The sequence below is a fragment of the Methylobacterium sp. Leaf111 genome, assembly GCF_001423285.1.
GTDB lineage: Bacteria > Pseudomonadota > Alphaproteobacteria > Rhizobiales > Beijerinckiaceae > Methylobacterium.
On sequence record NZ_LMNE01000023.1, the window covers coordinates 17,557 to 33,084 of the forward strand.

General features: G+C 71.4%; 14 protein-coding genes. 7 read left to right on the forward strand and 7 right to left on the reverse strand.

All coding sequences use genetic code 11. The features are described 5' to 3' along the window. Positions 1–50 precede the first annotated feature (50 nt). Positions 51–1,373 carry an MFS transporter gene (locus ASF41_RS13135; RefSeq protein WP_056215539.1) on the forward strand — a complete coding sequence of 441 codons (1,323 nt, stop codon included), beginning with the start codon at positions 51–53 and terminating at the stop codon, positions 1,371–1,373. 42 nt (positions 1,374–1,415) lie between these two features. Here ASF41_RS13135 and ASF41_RS13140 read toward each other — a convergent pair whose 3' ends face one another. From ASF41_RS13140 to ASF41_RS13155, 4 genes are read right to left on the reverse strand one after another with little or no spacing between them, the layout of a single operon-like run. Then, positions 1,416–4,499, reverse strand: a complete 3,084-nt coding sequence (locus tag ASF41_RS13140) for an efflux RND transporter permease subunit (protein ID WP_056493860.1) — start codon at positions 4,497–4,499, stop codon at positions 1,416–1,418. 48 nt (positions 4,500–4,547) lie between these two features. Then, on the reverse strand, positions 4,548–5,834 hold the full coding sequence (locus ASF41_RS13145; RefSeq protein ID WP_082504376.1) for an efflux RND transporter periplasmic adaptor subunit: 1,287 nt from the start codon (positions 5,832–5,834) through the stop codon (positions 4,548–4,550). Beyond that, positions 5,831–6,460 (reverse strand): TetR/AcrR family transcriptional regulator, encoded by a 630-nt coding sequence (locus ASF41_RS13150; RefSeq protein WP_056215532.1) that lies wholly within the window; start codon positions 6,458–6,460, stop codon positions 5,831–5,833. The genes ASF41_RS13145 and ASF41_RS13150 overlap by 4 nt, the downstream gene beginning before the upstream one ends. Before the next feature lie 2 nt (positions 6,461–6,462). Then, positions 6,463–6,696 carry a hypothetical protein gene (locus ASF41_RS13155; protein WP_056215530.1) on the reverse strand — a complete coding sequence of 78 codons (234 nt, stop codon included), beginning with the start codon at positions 6,694–6,696 and terminating at the stop codon, positions 6,463–6,465. A 233-nt stretch (positions 6,697–6,929) separates the two neighbouring features. Here ASF41_RS13155 and ASF41_RS13160 point away from each other — a divergent pair, with 233 nt between their 5' ends. From ASF41_RS13160 to ASF41_RS13175, 5 genes are all read left to right on the forward strand, one after another. Next, positions 6,930–8,810, forward strand: coding sequence for a glycoside hydrolase family 15 protein (locus tag ASF41_RS13160; RefSeq protein ID WP_244479648.1), 1,881 nt, complete (start codon positions 6,930–6,932; stop codon positions 8,808–8,810). An 87-nt stretch (positions 8,811–8,897) separates the two neighbouring features. Next, entirely contained in the window at positions 8,898–9,116 is a 219-nt protein-coding gene (locus ASF41_RS13165) for a hypothetical protein (protein ID WP_056270138.1), read from the forward strand. 69 nt (positions 9,117–9,185) lie between these two features. Then, positions 9,186–10,064, forward strand: coding sequence for an SDR family oxidoreductase (locus ASF41_RS13170; RefSeq protein WP_056493863.1), 879 nt, complete (start codon positions 9,186–9,188; stop codon positions 10,062–10,064). 69 nt (positions 10,065–10,133) lie between these two features. After that, positions 10,134–10,409: a BrnT family toxin gene (locus ASF41_RS23800; RefSeq protein ID WP_082504379.1), complete on the forward strand. Its 276-nt coding sequence runs from the start codon at positions 10,134–10,136 to the stop codon at positions 10,407–10,409. Further along, entirely contained in the window at positions 10,378–10,656 is a 279-nt protein-coding gene (locus ASF41_RS13175) for a DNA-binding transcriptional regulator (RefSeq protein ID WP_056215521.1), read from the forward strand. The genes ASF41_RS23800 and ASF41_RS13175 overlap by 32 nt, the downstream gene beginning before the upstream one ends. A gap of 13 nt (positions 10,657–10,669) precedes the next feature. Here the strand turns inward: ASF41_RS13175 and ASF41_RS13180 are convergent, their stop codons facing one another. From ASF41_RS13180 to ASF41_RS13190, 3 genes are all read right to left on the reverse strand, one after another. Then, positions 10,670–12,220: a GMC family oxidoreductase gene (locus tag ASF41_RS13180; protein ID WP_056379238.1), complete on the reverse strand. Its 1,551-nt coding sequence runs from the start codon at positions 12,218–12,220 to the stop codon at positions 10,670–10,672. Then, the gene (locus ASF41_RS13185) at positions 12,217–13,623 is read right to left on the reverse strand and encodes an alpha/beta hydrolase (RefSeq protein WP_056493866.1); all 1,407 of its coding nucleotides are present in this window, start codon (positions 13,621–13,623) and stop codon (positions 12,217–12,219) included. Before ASF41_RS13185 ends, ASF41_RS13180 begins: the two co-directional genes overlap by 4 nt. Positions 13,624–13,726: 103 nt before the next feature. Further along, entirely contained in the window at positions 13,727–14,173 is a 447-nt protein-coding gene (locus ASF41_RS13190) for a MarR family winged helix-turn-helix transcriptional regulator (protein ID WP_407067289.1), read from the reverse strand. 242 nt (positions 14,174–14,415) lie between these two features. Between ASF41_RS13190 and ASF41_RS13195 the strand changes: the two genes are divergently transcribed. Then, positions 14,416–15,513, forward strand: a complete 1,098-nt coding sequence (locus ASF41_RS13195) for a branched-chain amino acid aminotransferase (RefSeq protein ID WP_056493869.1) — start codon at positions 14,416–14,418, stop codon at positions 15,511–15,513. Positions 15,514–15,528: the final 15 nt, after the last annotated feature.

Consider the following 15,528-nt stretch of genomic DNA (forward strand, 5'->3'; position numbering starts at 1 on the left):
CGCCCGGATAAGGGCGGCGCGCCATCGAGACGCCTCCAGGGAGAGACACCATGACCCTCGCCGCTCCGGCCGCCCTCGGCGCGCCCGCAGAGACCCGCGAAGCCGCCACCTACCGGAAGATCGCCTGGCGGCTGATGCCGCTGATCATGGTCTGCTACCTGTTCGCCTTCTTCGACCGCATCAACATCAGCTTCGCCAAGTTCCAGCTCCAGAGCGACCTCGGCTTTAGCAACACCGCCTACGGCCTCGGCGCGAGCCTGTTCGTGGTCGGCTACGTCATCTTCGAGGTGCCCTCGAACCTGATCCTGTACCGGGTCGGCGCCCGGCGCTGGATCGCCCGGATCATGATCTCCTGGGGGCTCGCCACCGCCGCCATGGTGTTCATCACCCAGGAATGGCACTTCTACGCCCTGCGCTTCCTCATCGGCGCCATGGAGGCGGGCTTCGCCCCCGGCATCCTCTACTACCTGACCCTATGGTTTCCGGCCTCGCGCCGCGGGCGCATCACCTCGATGCTGTTCGTGGCCTCGGCCTTCTCGGGCATCGTCGGCGCCCCGGTCTCGGGGCTGATCCTGAGTTCGCTCAACGGCGTCGCGGGACTGGCCGGATGGCAGTGGCTGTTCCTTGCCGGCGGCCTGCCCTGCCTGCTCCTTGGCGCCCTGGTGATGCGCCGCTTCGACGACCGCGTCACCGATGCCCGCTGGCTCACCGACTCCGAGAAGAGCCTGGTGGCGAGCCAGATCGCCGAGGCCAACCGCGGGATCGGCGACCACTCGCTCCTGGGCGCCATCCGCAGCCCCGGCTTCCTCAAGGTCGGGCTGATCTACTTCCTGCTCCAGATCGGCTCCTACGGCCTGAACTTCTGGGGGCCGGACCTGATCCGGACGGCGAGCGGTGCCAGCACCGGCCTGGTCGGGCTCCTGGCGGCGCTGCCCTACATCTGCGGGGCGATCAGCATGGTGGTGATCGGGCGGCTGTCCGACGCCTCCGGGAACCGACCGAAATTCGTGGCCGGCCTCGCCATCGCGGCGGCCCTGGGCTTCTTCGCCGCCGGCCTGTTCGACCGGCAGATCGTGCCGCTGATGCTGGCCCTCTGCCTCGTCGGCACCGGGATCGTCGCCTCGATCCCGACCTTCTGGACCCTGCCGCCGAAGCTCGTCACCGGGGTCGGCGCCGCCGGCGGCATCGCCCTGATCAACACCCTCGGGCAGTTCGGCGGCATCGTCAGCCCGGTCATGGTGGGCTGGGTCAAGGACCTGACCGGATCGACCACCCCGGCCATCTGGGTGATCGCCGGGCTCTGCCTCGCGGCCGCCGCCATCAGCCTGTTCGCCCTGCCGGCCCAGCTGCGCCGCAGCGACCGGATCGACTGATCCGTCGCGGGCGCCCCTAGCCCGGGGGCGCCCCGCGTGACCTCAGGCGTGGGGGACGGGGAGGGGCGCCTCGTCCGTCGCGCCGACGAAGCGGCCGAGGAGCCGGCCGAGGACGGCGCCGAGGCTGTCCATGAGCAGGAACACCGCCGGCACGAAGACCAGCGAGAGCAGGGTCGAGACGATCAGGCCCGAGATCACCGCCACCGCCATCGGCGCGCGGAACTCGCCGCCGATGCCCAGCGCCATGGCGGAGGGCACCATGCCGGCCGCCATGGCGATGGTGGTCATCACGATGGGCCGGGCGCGCTTGCGGCCCGCATCCACGATGGCGGTGACCCTGTCGACGCCGCGGGCCATCTCCTCCACGGCGAAGTCCACCAGCATGATGGCGTTCTTCGTCACCAGCCCCATCAGCATCAGGATGCCGATCACCACCGGCATCGAGATCGGCATGTTCAGGATCAGCAGGCCGAGGATCGCGCCGCCGATGGAGAGGGGCAGCGAGAACAGGATGGTCAGCGGCTGCAGGAACGAGCCGAACAGCAGCACGAGCACCGCGTAGACCATCATGATCCCGGCCCCCATCGCCATGAGGAAGCCCGAGAACACCTCGCCCATGATCTCGGCGTCGCCGGTCTGCCGGATGGTGACGCCCGGCGGCAGGGTCTTGGCCGTGGGGGTCTCCAGCGCCTGGGCGATGAGGGAGCCGAGGGCGTCGGAGCCCTCCATGTTGGCCTCCACGGCCACGCGCACCACGCGGTCGTAGCGCTCGATGGCGCCGGGCCCCTGGTCGAGCTCGATGTCGGCGACGGCCGCCAGCGGCACGGCGGCGCCGTTCTTGGCCGGCACCTTGAGGTTCTCGAGACGCGAGACCGCGCCGCGGGCGCTCTCCGGCAGTTGCACCCGGATCGGCACCTGCCGGTCGGGCGCGTTGAACTTCGCCAGGTTCAGCCCGATGTCGCCGATGGTGCCCACCCGGACGGTCTCGGCGATGGCGTCGGTGGAGACGCCGAGATCGGCCGCCGCCCCAGCCTTCGGCCGGATGCGGACCTCCGTGCGGTTGAGGGGGGCCGTCGACATCACCGAGACCAGGTGGGGGATCGCCGCCATGTCGCGCTGGAGCCGGGCGGCGACCTCGGTGACCACGTCGACATCGGGTCCGCCGACCACGAGAGCGAGGTCGCGCTGGCCGCCGTCGCGCAGGGTCCAGGAGCGGATGTCGGGTTCCTGGGCGAGCAGGCCGGCGATCTCGGTCTCGATGGCGGCCTGCTTGGCGGAGCGCTGATTCTTCGGCGTCAGGTTGACGATCAGGGTGGCGAGCCTGGTCTCCTTCTTGCCGCCGGCCTGGCGGCCGCCGTCGACGAAGACCGAGACCACCTCGGGCAGGGCCCGGATACGGGCCACCACCCGGTCCGAGACCGCGACGGTGTCGGGCAGGCGGGCGCCGGGCGCGAGCTCGACCATGAACAGCGTGCGGGCATTGTCCTGCTTCGGCACGAACCCCGAGGGCAGGAGGCCGGTGGAGGCCAGCGAGCCGGCGAACAGCGCGAGGCCGACGATCAGCGTGACGACGCGGTGGCGCACCGACCAGCCGACGACGCGGCCATAGGCGCGCATCACCGGGCCCTCCTTCGCCTCCTCGTGGTCGTGGTCGCGCAGGAAGTAGGCGGCCAGCATCGGGGTGATCAGGCGCGCGACCAGCAGCGACATGAACACCGAGACCGCGATGGTGAGGCCGAACTGCATGAAGTAGCGGCCCGCGATGCCGCCCATGAAGGAGACCGGTGCGAACACCGCGATCAGGGTCGCCGTGATGGCGATGACCGCGAGTCCGATCTCGTCGGCGCCCTCGATGGCGGCGCGGTAGGGCGATTTGCCGAGCCGCATGTGCCGGACGATGTTCTCGATCTCCACGATGGCGTCGTCGACGAGGATGCCGGTGACCAGCGTGATGGCGAGCAGGCTGATGCCGTTCAGGGTGAAGCCCATCGCGTCCATCGCCCAGAAGGTCGGGAAGACCGAGAGCGGCAGGGCGATCGCGGCGATCAGCGTCGCGCGCCAGTCGCGCAGGAACAGGAACACCACCAGCACGGCGAGCGCCGCCCCCTCGATCAGGGTGTGCATCGCCGAATCGTAGGAGCCGATGGTGGCCGCCACCGAGGAGTCGATGGTCTCGAACCGGATGTCGGGATAGGCGGTCTTGAACGCGGCGATGCGCGTCTCGACACCGGCCGCGACCTCGGCGTCGCTGGCGCCCGAGCCGCGCGAGACCGCGAAGGCGACCACCGGCTCGCCGTTGAAGCGCGCGAAGGTGCGCGGCTCCTCGATGGCATCCTCCAGCGTCGCTAGTTCGTCGAGGCGGACCTTGCGGCCCCCGGAGAGCACGATGGAGGTGGCCTTGAGGTCGCGCAGCGAGCGCGAGGCGGCCAGCGTCCGGATCGACTGCTCGCGCCCGCCGACCTCGCCGCGGCCGCCCGCCATGTCGGCGGAGGTCAGGCGCAGCTGACGGTTCACGTCGGCCGCCGTGATGCCCAGCGCCAGCAGGCGGTCGGGGAGCAGGGTGACGCGCATCTCGCGGGCGACGCCGCCGACGCGCTCGACGCCGCCGACGCCCTTCACGCCCTGGAGCGAGCGGGCGACCTTGTCCTCCACGAACCAGGACAGCTCGGCCGGCGTCATGCCGGGCGACGTCACGCCGTAGATCTGGATCGGCAGGCCGGTGATCTCGACGCGCTGGATCACCGGCTCGTCGATGGTGCGGGGCAGGTTGATGCGGATCTTGGAGACCGCGTCCTTGACGTCGTTGACGGCCCGGTCGGTGTTCACCTCCAGGCGGAACTCAACCGTGGTGACGGAGGAGCCCTCGGTGATGGCCGAGGTGATGTGCTTGACCCCGCGCACCCCGGCGATGGAATCCTCGACCCACTTCGTGACCTGCGTCTGCAGCTCGGCGGGGGCCGACCCGCTCTGCGTGATCGTCACCGAGACGATCGGCACGTCGACGTTGGGCATCCGCGTCACCGCGAGGCTGCGGAAGCTGACGAGACCGAGCACGATCAGCACCAGGAACAGCACGAGCGGCGCGATCGGGTGGCGGATCGCCCAGGCGGAGATGTTCAGGCGCATGCGTCGGCTCGATGGGGGGTTCGGATCGGGAGACGAGGCGGCGCCCGGTCAGGGCGTCCCGGCCTCGGCGGTCTCGCGCGGGGAGGGGGCGGCGGCCACGGCCGGCTCCGGCACGGCCAGCGCCACCGGGCGGACCCGGTCGCCGTCGCGCAGGAAGCTGCCGGCGCGGGCCACCACGCGCTCGCCGTCGGCGAGTCCGGCGCGGATCTCGATGTCGTCGTCGTCGGACAGGCCGGTGCGGACCTCGCGGGCCTCGACCACGTCGTCGGCGACCACGAGGACGGAGCTGCGCTTGCCCCCGCCGTAGAGCACGGAGGCCTGCGGCACGGTCACGCCGCGGGTCCGGGCGAGCTCGACGGCGCCCCGCGCGAAGGTGCCGATGCGCAGGCGCGGATCCGGCTCCAGGCGGACGCGGACCTTGCCGAGGCGGGTCGCCCGGTCGACCTCCGGGTAGACGGTCCGCACGCTGCCCGACAGGCGGACACCGTCGCCGAGGTCGATCCAGGCCGGGGCGTTCTCGCGCAGCTGCGGCAGCTTGGTCTCGATGACCTCGCCCTCGAGTTCGATCTCGCCCCGGGCGATCAGGCGGAACAGGGGCTCGGCCGAGGCGGAGGCGGCCAGGCCCACCCGGGCGGTGCGGCGACTGACGATGCCGGCCTCCGGCGCGCGGATCTCCGTGCGGGCCAGGCGCAGGTTCAGTTCCTCCAGCACGGCCCGGGCCTGGGCGAGGTCGGCCCGGGCGATGCGCAGGCCGTTGCGGGCGAAGGCGAGCTTGCCCTCGGCCTGGCGCAGGCTGGCGGTGCGGCCCTCCATCACGGCCGCGGTGGCGTTGCCGGTCTTCAGGAGCTGCTGCACCCGCTCGAAGGCGAGGCGCGCCTCGGTCTCGGCGGCCTCCGCCTGCTCGATGCTGCTCTGGGCCTGGGGCACGGCGGCCTCGGCCTTCTCCACCAGGGCCGCCTGCTGGGCGAGCTGACGGTCGATGAGGTCGCGCGAGAGACGGGCGAGCACCTGCCCCCGGGCCACCCGGGCACCTTCCTCCACCAGCACCTCGGTGACCCGGTAGCCCTCGATCTCGGGCGTCACCAGGATCTCGTCGCGCGGGACCAGGGTGCCGGTGACGACCACCGACTCGACGATCTCGCGCCGCCTGGCTCCGACCACGCTGATCGTCGGCACGAGGCCGGCCTTGACCGGCTGGGCCGCGCCGGCCGGCGGCTGGGTAGAGCCTGCCGGCGGCTGGGTGGAGCCTGCCGGCGGCTTGGCCGGGCCGGCGAGGGCTGCGGAGGCCGGCAGCGCCAGGGCGAGCAGGGCGAGGCCGAGGCGGGCGGCGGTCATGGGCGGGGCTCCACGGCGGGGAGGGGGGCGCGGCCGGCGAGCCCGGCCTCGATCAGGGCCTGGAGCTGCGCAACGGCGAGACCCGTGTCGAAATCGGGAAGGATGGCCCGGCTCAGGACGATCCCCTTCAACTGGGGCGCCAGCAGGGCGTAGAGGGCGACGGGATCGCAATCCGGAGCGGTGGCGAGGTCGGCGAAGGTCTCCTCGAACCAGGCCCGGGCCTCCGCCTCGGTCTCCGCCGTGAGCGCCGCGATGGCCGGGTTGCGGGTGCCCTCGGACCAGATCTCCAGGCGCAGCACCGCCGCCTCCCGGGTCAGGGCGCCGAAATACTGGCCGAGCACGCCGAACAACGCGCCGCGCCGGTCGCCCTCCTGCTGGAGGCGCGTCACCAGCTGGGCGCCGCTGATCCGTTCCCGCTCCACGAGGCCCAGGACCAGCGCCTCCTTGGAGCGGAAGTAGTGGTAGAAGTTGCCCGCCGTCATGCCGGCCTCGCGGGCGAGGTCCTGCATCGTGGTGCGGTGGAACCCGTTGCGCACGAAACAGGCGCAGGCGGCGTCGAGGATCTGTTCCCGGCGCGCGGCCTGGCTGGCGCGGGCGTCGATGAGGGTGCCGACCGGCGAGGCCATGGTCAGGAGACCCGTCCGTCCGCCGACGGCGCGACCACCCGGCAGGCGGCGACCGAGGCGTCCGCATCGGCGCAGAGGCGGGCCTGCCAGCCGACCGGGCCGTTGCCGGTCCAGGCGATGAGCGCGGCCCAGCCGAGCACCAGCACGGCCCCGAGCAGCAGGTGCTCGGGCGCGAGGAGCGCCCGCGCCTTTCGCACCAGCGCCTCGAACGGGAAATCTTCGTGCGTCCGCTGCATCGCATCCTCCAACCGACACCGTCGTCGTATTGAATGTCCATTCACTGGTCAATGAGCGTTCATTCTGGCCGTGCGGAAGGGCACGGCGATGGGGCCTCACGGCCACGAGCGCCCTGCCCCGCGGGCCGCCGTGTCAACATGAAGCAAGCCGGGACCGGAACGGTCGCCCGCCGCGCGGGTTCGAGGAGACCCCCGCGGAGGATCCCGGTCGGCTCGGTTCGGACACGCGCGACGTGCGCGGACGGCCCGTGGCGCCACGCCCGGCCCCGGCCGGTATCGTCCGCTCACCACCCGAGGTCGCCCGCACCGTGCTGAAGCCTTTCCCCCGCGAGGGCGGTGCCGTCGGCCGCACCGACGGATTTCTCCCGATCGAGGGCTACGCGGCGATCGGCGAGGGCCGCTCGGTGGCACTCTCGGGGGCCGACGGCTCCATCGACTGGTGGTGCTGTCCCAATCTCGACTCGCCGCCGCTGTTCGACCGCATGCTCAGCCCGGAGGAGGGTGGCTACTTCGCGATCACGCCGGAGGAGCCCTTCACCGCCGAGATCGGCTACCGCGACGGCAGCAACGTCCACGAGACCGTCTTCACCACGAAGACCGGACGCGCGCGCCTCACCGAGAGCCTGAACAGCGGCCCCGCCGGGCGCCTGCCTTGGGCGGAACTCGCGCGCCGGATCGAGGGTCTGGAGGGGCACGTGCGCTTCCGGGTGGCCCTGGTCTTCGGCACGCGGGGCGACACGGCCGCCCCCTATCTCTCGGGCAACAGCAACGGCACCGCCTTCCACGTGGCCGGCATGATGGGCCTGTTCCGCACCAGCGACGGCATCCGGATCGAGACGGAGAACGACCACGTCATCTCGGGCTCCGTCGAGGTGCGCGCGGGTCAGCGCGAGGTCGTCGCCATCGTGGCCGCCGAGAACCAGCCCCTGGTGGTGGCGCCGATCGACGAGATCGACGGGCGCATCGACGTCTCGTGCCAGGAATGGCGGGACTGGACCGAGCGTCTCGCCTATCGGGGCCGCTATGCCGAGCAGGTCGAGCGCAGCGCCCTCGCGCTGAAGCTGCTGCTCTACTCGCCCACCGGCGCCATCGCGGCGGCGGCCACGAGTTCCCTGCCCGAGGGCATCGGCGGCTCCAAGAACTACGATTACCGCTACGCCTGGATCCGCGATGCCGGCTACGTCATCAAGGCCTTCCTGCGCCTGGGTGCCCAGGCCGAGGCCAACGCGGCCCTGTCCTGGCTGATGCGGCACATCGGCGAGCACGGCGCGCAGGTGCTCTACACCCTCGACGGCGGCTGCGTGCCCGGCGAGCGGGACATCGACCTGCCGGGCTATCGCGGCTCGCGCCCCGTGCGCACCGGCAACGCCGCCACGGGCCAGCACCAGCACGGCATCTACGGCGACATCTTCGAGACCGCCGAGCGCTTCGTCGCCGACGGCAACATGCTCGATCTGCGCACCGGGACGCTGCTCGCCCAGCTCGCCGACCAATGCGCCGAATCCTGGAAGCTCAAGGATGCGGGCATCTGGGAGTTGCCGGAGGCCGAGCACTACACCGGCTCCAAGATCAGCTGCTGGCAGGCGCTGGCCCGGGCGGTGGAACTCGCCGATGGCGGCCACCTACCGGGCACCTGCCGCGAGCGCTGGGCCCGGGCCCGCGACCGCGTCGCGGATTGGATCGACCGGAACTGCTGGTCGGAGGCCAAGCAATCCTACGTCATGTATCCCGGCACGGAGAAGCTCGATGCCTCCCTGACGCTGGCCGTACGCTTCCGCTTCGGCAACCCCGAGCGCCTCGCGGCCACCTGCCGGGCCATCGACCGGGAGCTCGGACGCGGCCCCTATCACTACCGCTACACCGGCGCCGAGGCGGAGGAGGGCTGCTTCCTCGCCTGCACCTTCTGGCTCGTGGAGGCCAGGGCCCTGCTCGGGGAGACGGCGGAAGCGCAAGCCGCGTTCGAGGCGCTGGTGAAGGCCCTCGACCGGAATTCCGGCACCTATTCGGAGATGGCCGACCCGGCCAGCGGCACCTATCTCGGCAACCTGCCGCAGGGGCTGACCCATCTGGCCCTGATCCAGGCCGCCGCCACCCTGTCGGGCCTGAGCCTGTAGATGGCTGCGGCGCCCGGCGGGAGCTTTGGTCGCAGATCCGACCCGGGCCCTGCCGCGTTGCCGGGGAGCCCATCAGGAGACGGCAGCATGGCCAAGACCACGAACAAGACCACGGACACGACCAATCCGGACGTGACGACCTACATCCTGAAGCAGGCCATGGCCGCACGCGTCGACGATCACGTGGAGATCGCGGTCGAGGCCGAGGACGGAACCACCTTCAAGATCCGCGCGACGCCCGACCAGCTCGATGCCCTCACGGGCGACCTCGAGACCATTCTCGAGGCCGACGACGCGGACGCCTGATCGTCCCGGGGCCCGCTGCCCGGTGGGCCCCCTTTTGTTGAAGACAGCCCCGGAAGGCCTCAGACGCCGATGACCATCGATCCCCGCGACGCCGGCCCGCGGCCGCCCTTTCCCGGCGACCAGCAACAGGAACGGCCGGGCCTGACCTCGCGGATGCGTCCGGCCCCCGACCACGGCGAGACGAGCTACGTCGGCAAGGGACTCCTCACCGACCGCGTCGCCCTGGTGACCGGCGGCGATTCCGGGATCGGCCGGGCCGTGGCCATCGCGTATGCCCGCGAGGGCGCCGACGTGGCGATCGCGTACCTGCCGGTCGAGCAGTCGGATGCCGAGGACACCGCCGAATGGGTGCGCAAGGCGGGCCGGCGCGTCCTGCTCCTGCCCGGCGACCTGCGCGACCCGACCTATTGCCGCGACCTCGTCGCCCGCACCGTGTCCGAACTCGGCGGGCTCGACATCCTCGTGAACAACGCCGCCGCGCAGGTGGTCAACGAGGACCTCGACGACGTGACGGCGGAAGACCTCGAGGGATCGTTCCGCGCCAACGTCTTCGCGATGCTCTACCTCGCCCAGGCGGCCGTGCCGCACATGAAGCCGGGCTCGGCGATCGTGAACTCCACGAGCCAGCAGGCCAAGATCGCCGACAAGACCATGCTGGTCTACGCCGCCACCAAGGGCGCCATCGCGAGCCTGACCATCGGCCTGTCCAACCTGCTGGCGCCGAAGGGCATCCGGGTGAACTGCGTCGCCCCGGGCCCGGTCTGGACCCCGATCCAACCCATCGTGAAGAGCCCCGAGCAGATCGCCTCCCTCGGCGCCGACACGCCCCTCGGCCGCGCCGGCCAGCCGGCCGAACTCGCCCCCGCCTACGTGCTACTCGCCTCGCGGGAGGGCAGCTACATGACCGGTGCGCTGGTGCCGGTCACGGGCGGGACGCCGATGTATTGAGGGGCTGTGCAGGCGAATACCGCTGAGAGACTTTACAGACCGTACGGAAATTCCGTATGTTCACGGCTGATGACGCGGGAGCGGTATGACCATGTCAAGAACGCAGCCAACCTGGAGAAACACCGGGTCTCGCTCGCACTCGGGGATCGGATTTTCGCGGACGACGATCATGTGATCGTTCCATCCATCCGTGAGATCGATGGAGAGGAACGATTCAAAGTGATCGGGATCGTCGGCGATAAGCTCTTTACGGGCGTTTTCGTCCGCCGGTCCGGTCAGCCCCGCTTCATTTCGGTTAGAAGGAGCAACACGGGTGAAGAACGAGCCTATCGCGCTTCCGACTGATCCGACCGACGATCAGGATTTCGACGCGACGTCCGAGGCCTTGGACCGAGGCCAGCGCGCGCGGCTCATCCGTCGAACGCGGACCGGCCTCGGTCTGTCGCAGTCCGAGTTCGCGAGCCGATTTCGGGTTCCGGTCGGCACCCTACGCGACTGGGAACAGGCACGTGCGACCGCACCGGATTTCGCCATCGCCTATGTCAGGGTGATCGGCCGCTACCCGGACATTGTGGCTCAAGCGGTGGCCTGAGCCGAGTCGACTCTCAGCGTCCGGCCTTGAGGAAGGCCTCGGCGCTGCGCAGGCTCAGCGCCATGATCGTCAGCGCCGGGTTGGCGGCGAGCGAACTCGGGAAAGTCGAGCCGTCGCAGATCCAGAGGTTCGGGACCTCGAAGCTGCGGCCGACGGGGTCGACCACCGCCGTGTCGCCGTCGCGGCCCATGCGACAGGTGCCGATGGTGTGGGCGACGCGCTCCAGGGTCCAGAGATCCGTGGCCCCGGCCGCCTCCCAGACCTGATTCAGGAAGCGGGTCGCGTGAGCGTTGAGGCGCTCCTCGTTCCGGCTGTAGCCGAAGCTGATCGCGGCCTTGCGCATGCCCAGAGCGTCGACCTCGTCGGACAGCGTCAGGACGTTGGCGTCGCAGGGCAGGGTCTCGCCGTTGATGCCGATCCCGGCCATGTGGTTGTAGCGGGCCAGTTGGTCGGCCAGCGCCCGCCCCCAGAGCTTGCGGCCCCGCGCCAGGGAATTGGCGAAGGTGAGGGGCACCACGCCGAGGCTCTGGACGAGGTAGCCGCCGGCGAAGTCCGCATCGGCCGGGCGGATCATGTCCTCGGTGATGAGCGAGGACGGGTAGCCCTTGTTCATGCGCATCTCGGGCTCGAAGGTGCCCCAGACCTGGGTGGCGACGTGGCCCATGTAGTTGCGCCCGACTTGGCCGCTGCCGTTGGCGAGGTCGAGATGCAGCAGGAGACGCGCGGATTCCACCGAGCCGGCGCAGAGGAAGACGGTGCGGCAGGGCTGACGATGGTCGACGCCGCCCTGGCGATAGATCACCGCCGTCACCCGGCCGTCCTTCGCGCGCTCGATGCCGTGGACCCGGGCCTCGGCCCGGATCTCGGCGCCGTGATGGACGGCGAGCGGCAGATAGGTGACGTCCATGCTGGTCTTGGCGCCGGTGCGGCAGCCCTGATGGCAGTAGCCGCAATTGATGCAGCCGGGCCGGGTCGGGCCGTGCTCCTGCGCGAAGGCGCGCGAGACCACGGCCGCCGGCGCATCGGCGTAGCGCACGCCGAGCGCCGCGCAGGCGCTGGCCATGGCCTGGGCCGGGGCGTTGCGGGCGACGGGGCCGAGCGGGTAGGTGCGCGCGTCGTCCCAGGGATACGAGGCCGGGCCGGACACGCCGATGAAGGCCTCGACGCGCGCGTAGAAGGGCAGCAGCTCGGCGTAGTCGAGGGGCCAGTCGACGCCCTCGCCGGTCTCGGTGTGGAGGCGCAGGTCGCGGGCATCGGCCCGGGGCGTGAAGGCGCCCCAGTGCAGGGTGGAACCGCCGACACCGGTGCCGCTGTTGTTGCCGCCGAAGGCCTCGGGCGTCGAGCCGCCGCTGATCCGCTCCTCGGTCCAGTAGATCTCGTCGGCCAGGGTCTCGTCGAAGGCGAATCCCTTCGGATCGAAGTTGGGTCCGGCTTCCAGGGCGACGCAGGAGAGGCCGGCCTGAGCGAGGCGCGCCAGCAGGGGCGCGCCGCCGGCGCCGGTGCCGATCACCACCGCGTCGACGGTCTCGGAGGTAGCAAAGCGACGCATCGCATCGAGGTTCATCGGGCGGTCTCCAGGGGGGCGTTCGGTTCCCAGGCCTCGCGCTGGCCGATGCCGACCGCGTGGAAGCCGGGCAGGGGGTCGGTATCGCCGCCGGCGCCGATGCCGCCGAAGTTCATGCGGGCGAGGGCGACGGGGTGGGCGAGATAGGTGCGGGCCACGTCCGCGCGCAGGTCCTCGAACCAGAAGCCCATCTGCTCCGCATCGAGATCACCGGAGACCGCACCGGCTTCCAGGCTTCCGAGCATCGCGTCCTGCGCCTCGGCCCCGAGGGCGACGAAGGGCGCGTCGTGGGCGGCGCGGGCGGCAGCGTCCAGGGTGCGAAGGGCGCGCCGGTAGGCTTCCGGGTCGGGGGGAAGCCGGGCGAAGCGCCAGCCATCCCCCGCCCCGCTCGCCAGCCGCGCGTCGATGCGGGCGGCAAAATCGATGGTCCCGGCGCCGTCCAGCGGAAGCACCCGGGCGCAGGCGGCCCGCAGGATGGCGAGGCCGACCGGATCGAGGGCCCGGGGCTGATAGGCCGGATCGTCGGGCTCGGCGCGCTGCAGCAGGGCCGCGCGCAGGCGGGAATTCACCCGGTCGGACCGGATCAGGGCCGCGTAGGAATCCGGGATCGCGGGCGCCTCGGCTTCGTTCGAGACCGCTCCGGCCGCGAGGCTCCGCACCGCTTCGGCCACCGCCTCGGGGCGCTCCAGGGGGATGAGGTGCCCGGTCCCTGCGAGAGACACGAGACGATGATGGGCGAGGTGCGGCGCCGTCAGCGCGGCCTGGGCGGCGGGGCCGAGATTGGCATCCTCCGCACCCGCCAGGAGGATCGCCGGGCTGCGCAGCACGCCGATGCGCGCGCACCAGTCCTCGCGGCTGCCCGCGGTGAGCCAGAGCGTCCAGGCATCGGGGCTGGCACGCAGCACATCCGCCACCGTCCGCGCCATCCGGTCCGGGTCGAGGGGCCGGGCGATGTTCGCGGCGACGAAGGCCTCGGCCTCCCGCCGCCGGGTCTCGGAATCGGCTCCGATCCAGGCGATCATGGCGGCGCGCTTGTCCTCGCCCATGGGCTCGGGGGAGGGTGACGAACCCGCCATGAGCACGAGGCCGGTCAGGCCTTCGAGGCCGGGCGCGCCGTCCTCCGCCTGCCGGGCGACCGCGAGGGCGACCTTGGCGCCCATGCTGTTGCCGGCCAGCATCCACCGTTCTGGCGCGTCGGCGCGAATCCGGGCAGCCACGCCCTCCGCCATCGCGGCGACGTCCCGGCCGGCGTCGGCACCGTCCGCGCCGAAGCCCGGCAGGTCGAGGGCGACGCAGGTCACGGCATCCGCGAGGTGTTGCGCGACCATCTCGAAAGTCCCGGCACTGCCGCCGAGATAATGAAGACAATATAAGACCGGGCGGTCGGATGATGTGATCGACATAGGCCCGAAAGAGCGCGCGGCGTCGCGCGTTCAAGTCATCGGGGACGCGGCGTTCGGCAGCAGCCCGGGCGCGGAACGAACGCCTACGCCGGTTGCGCGGCCTTCAGCGGGGCGCGGAGGCCTGCAGAGCCGCGAAGACGCGCAGGCTCGCCTCGAGATCGGCGGTGCCGACCTCGGCGAAGACCGCGGCGCGCAGGCGGGTAAGATCGGCCTCCATGCGGGCGACCACGGCCATGCCGGCGGGCGTCAGGCTGAGCACCTTGGCCCGACGGTCGGTGGGGTCCTCGCGGCGGAGCGCGAGGCCGGCCTCGCAGAGCTGGTCGAGGAGACGGACCAGCGACGGGCCCTCGATGCCGACGGCCTCCGCGAGGGCGTTCTGACGCGGAGTGCCGTCGAGACGGGCGATCATGATCAGCGGCACGGCGGTGGCGTCCGAGAGGCCGTGCGCCTCCATCACGGCGTTGGCTGCGCGGCGCCAGTGCCGCCCCGTCAGCAGCAGGGTGTGCGTGTAGGCGAGGCGGAGCTGGTCCAGGCGGCGGTCGGGCGGCACATCGACCGGCGCCGGATCCGCGGACGGTTTTCGGGGCGGCACGCGTGAGGCTCCTGTGACACCGACCGGTGGACGATCCGGTTCTCTTTTCGTTTGCGCATTATTAGGATGCAATCCGTTTGATCGCAAGCGGACATCGTCGTATCAGGGCGCCAGCCCACGTCTCGTCGTCCGGATGCGCCCGGCGGCCCGCGCCGCACCGGCCCTTGATTGATCCGACGAGACGTAAGTAAGGACAGACGATGAGCGCCCCCGACGACCTCTCCTTCACCACGCAGCCGCACGCCTCGCCCGTCTCGCCGAAGCGCCGGGCCGAGCTCCTCGTCGATCCCGGCTTCGGGCGGGTGTTCACCGACCACATGGTGACGATCCGCTACGTCGAGGGGCGGGGCTGGTACGATGCCCGCGTCGAGGCGCGCGCGCCGATCGCCCTCGATCCGGCGGCGGCGGTGCTGCACTACGCCCAGGAGATCTTCGAGGGGCTGAAGGCCTACCGCACCGCCGACGGCGGCGCCGCCCTGTTCCGGCCGGAGGCCAACGCCCTGCGCTTCCGCCGTTCGGCCGAGCGCCTGGCGATGCCGCCGCTGCCCGACGCCGTCTTCGTCGAGTCCGTCAAGCAACTGGTCAGCGCCGACCGCGACTGGATCCCGTCGAGCGAGGGCGGCAGCCTGTACCTGCGCCCCTTCATGATCGCCAGCGAGGTGTTCCTCGGGGTCAAGCCGTCCTCGGAATACCTCTACCTCGTCATCGCCTCGGCGGTGGGCGCCTACTTCAAGGGCGGCTCCGAGACCGTGACGGTCTGGGTCTCGCGGGACCAGACCCGCGCCGCCCCCGGCGGCACCGGTGCGGCCAAGTGCGGCGGCAATTACGCGGCCAGCCTGCGCGCCCAGGCGGCAGCGGTGGAGCATGGCTGCGCCCAGGTGGTGTTCCTCGACGCGATCGAGCGCCGCTGGGTCGAGGAGCTCGGCGGCATGAACATCTTCTTCGTGTTCGACGACGGCTCGATGGTCACCCCGCCGCTCAGCGACACCATCCTGTCAGGCATCACCCGCGACTCGATCCTGACCTTGGCCAAGGCCGACGGCATCACCGTCGCCGAGCGGCCCTATTCCATCGACGACTGGCGGGCGGACGCCGCCAGCGGACGCCTGCGCGAGGTCTTCGCCTGCGGCACAGCCGCGGTGATCACCCCGGTCGGGACCGTGCGCAGCCCGGACGGGGAATTCTCGGTCTCGGACAACGTCGCCGGCCCGGTGACGAAGCGCCTGCGCTCGGCCCTCGTGGACATCCAGCGCGGCAACGCCCCCGATCCCCACGGCTGGGTCACGCGGGTGTACTGAGCCGCCGGCGGACCC

Excerpts from the sequence above, each read along its gene's own strand:
- ASF41_RS13135 (WP_056215539.1), top strand. The coding sequence starts at position 51 with ATGACCCTCGCCGCTCCGGCCGCCCTCGGCGCGCCCGCAGAGACCCGC.
- ASF41_RS13180 (WP_056379238.1), bottom strand. The coding sequence starts at position 12,220 with ATGAACCTCGATGCGATGCGTCGCTTTGCTACCTCCGAGACCGTCGAC.
- ASF41_RS13165 (WP_056270138.1), top strand. The coding sequence starts at position 8,898 with ATGGCCAAGACCACGAACAAGACCACGGACACGACCAATCCGGACGTG.
- ASF41_RS13150 (WP_056215532.1), bottom strand. The coding sequence starts at position 6,460 with ATGGCCTCGCCGGTCGGCACCCTCATCGACGCCCGCGCCAGCCAGGCC.
- ASF41_RS13195 (WP_056493869.1), top strand. The coding sequence starts at position 14,416 with ATGAGCGCCCCCGACGACCTCTCCTTCACCACGCAGCCGCACGCCTCG.
- ASF41_RS13170 (WP_056493863.1), top strand. The coding sequence starts at position 9,186 with ATGACCATCGATCCCCGCGACGCCGGCCCGCGGCCGCCCTTTCCCGGC.
- ASF41_RS13185 (WP_056493866.1), bottom strand. The coding sequence starts at position 13,623 with ATGTCGATCACATCATCCGACCGCCCGGTCTTATATTGTCTTCATTAT.
- ASF41_RS23800 (WP_082504379.1), top strand. The coding sequence starts at position 10,134 with ATGACGCGGGAGCGGTATGACCATGTCAAGAACGCAGCCAACCTGGAG.
- ASF41_RS13140 (WP_056493860.1), bottom strand. The coding sequence starts at position 4,499 with ATGCGCCTGAACATCTCCGCCTGGGCGATCCGCCACCCGATCGCGCCG.
- ASF41_RS13155 (WP_056215530.1), bottom strand. The coding sequence starts at position 6,696 with ATGCAGCGGACGCACGAAGATTTCCCGTTCGAGGCGCTGGTGCGAAAG.
- ASF41_RS13145 (WP_082504376.1), bottom strand. The coding sequence starts at position 5,834 with ATGACCGCCGCCCGCCTCGGCCTCGCCCTGCTCGCCCTGGCGCTGCCG.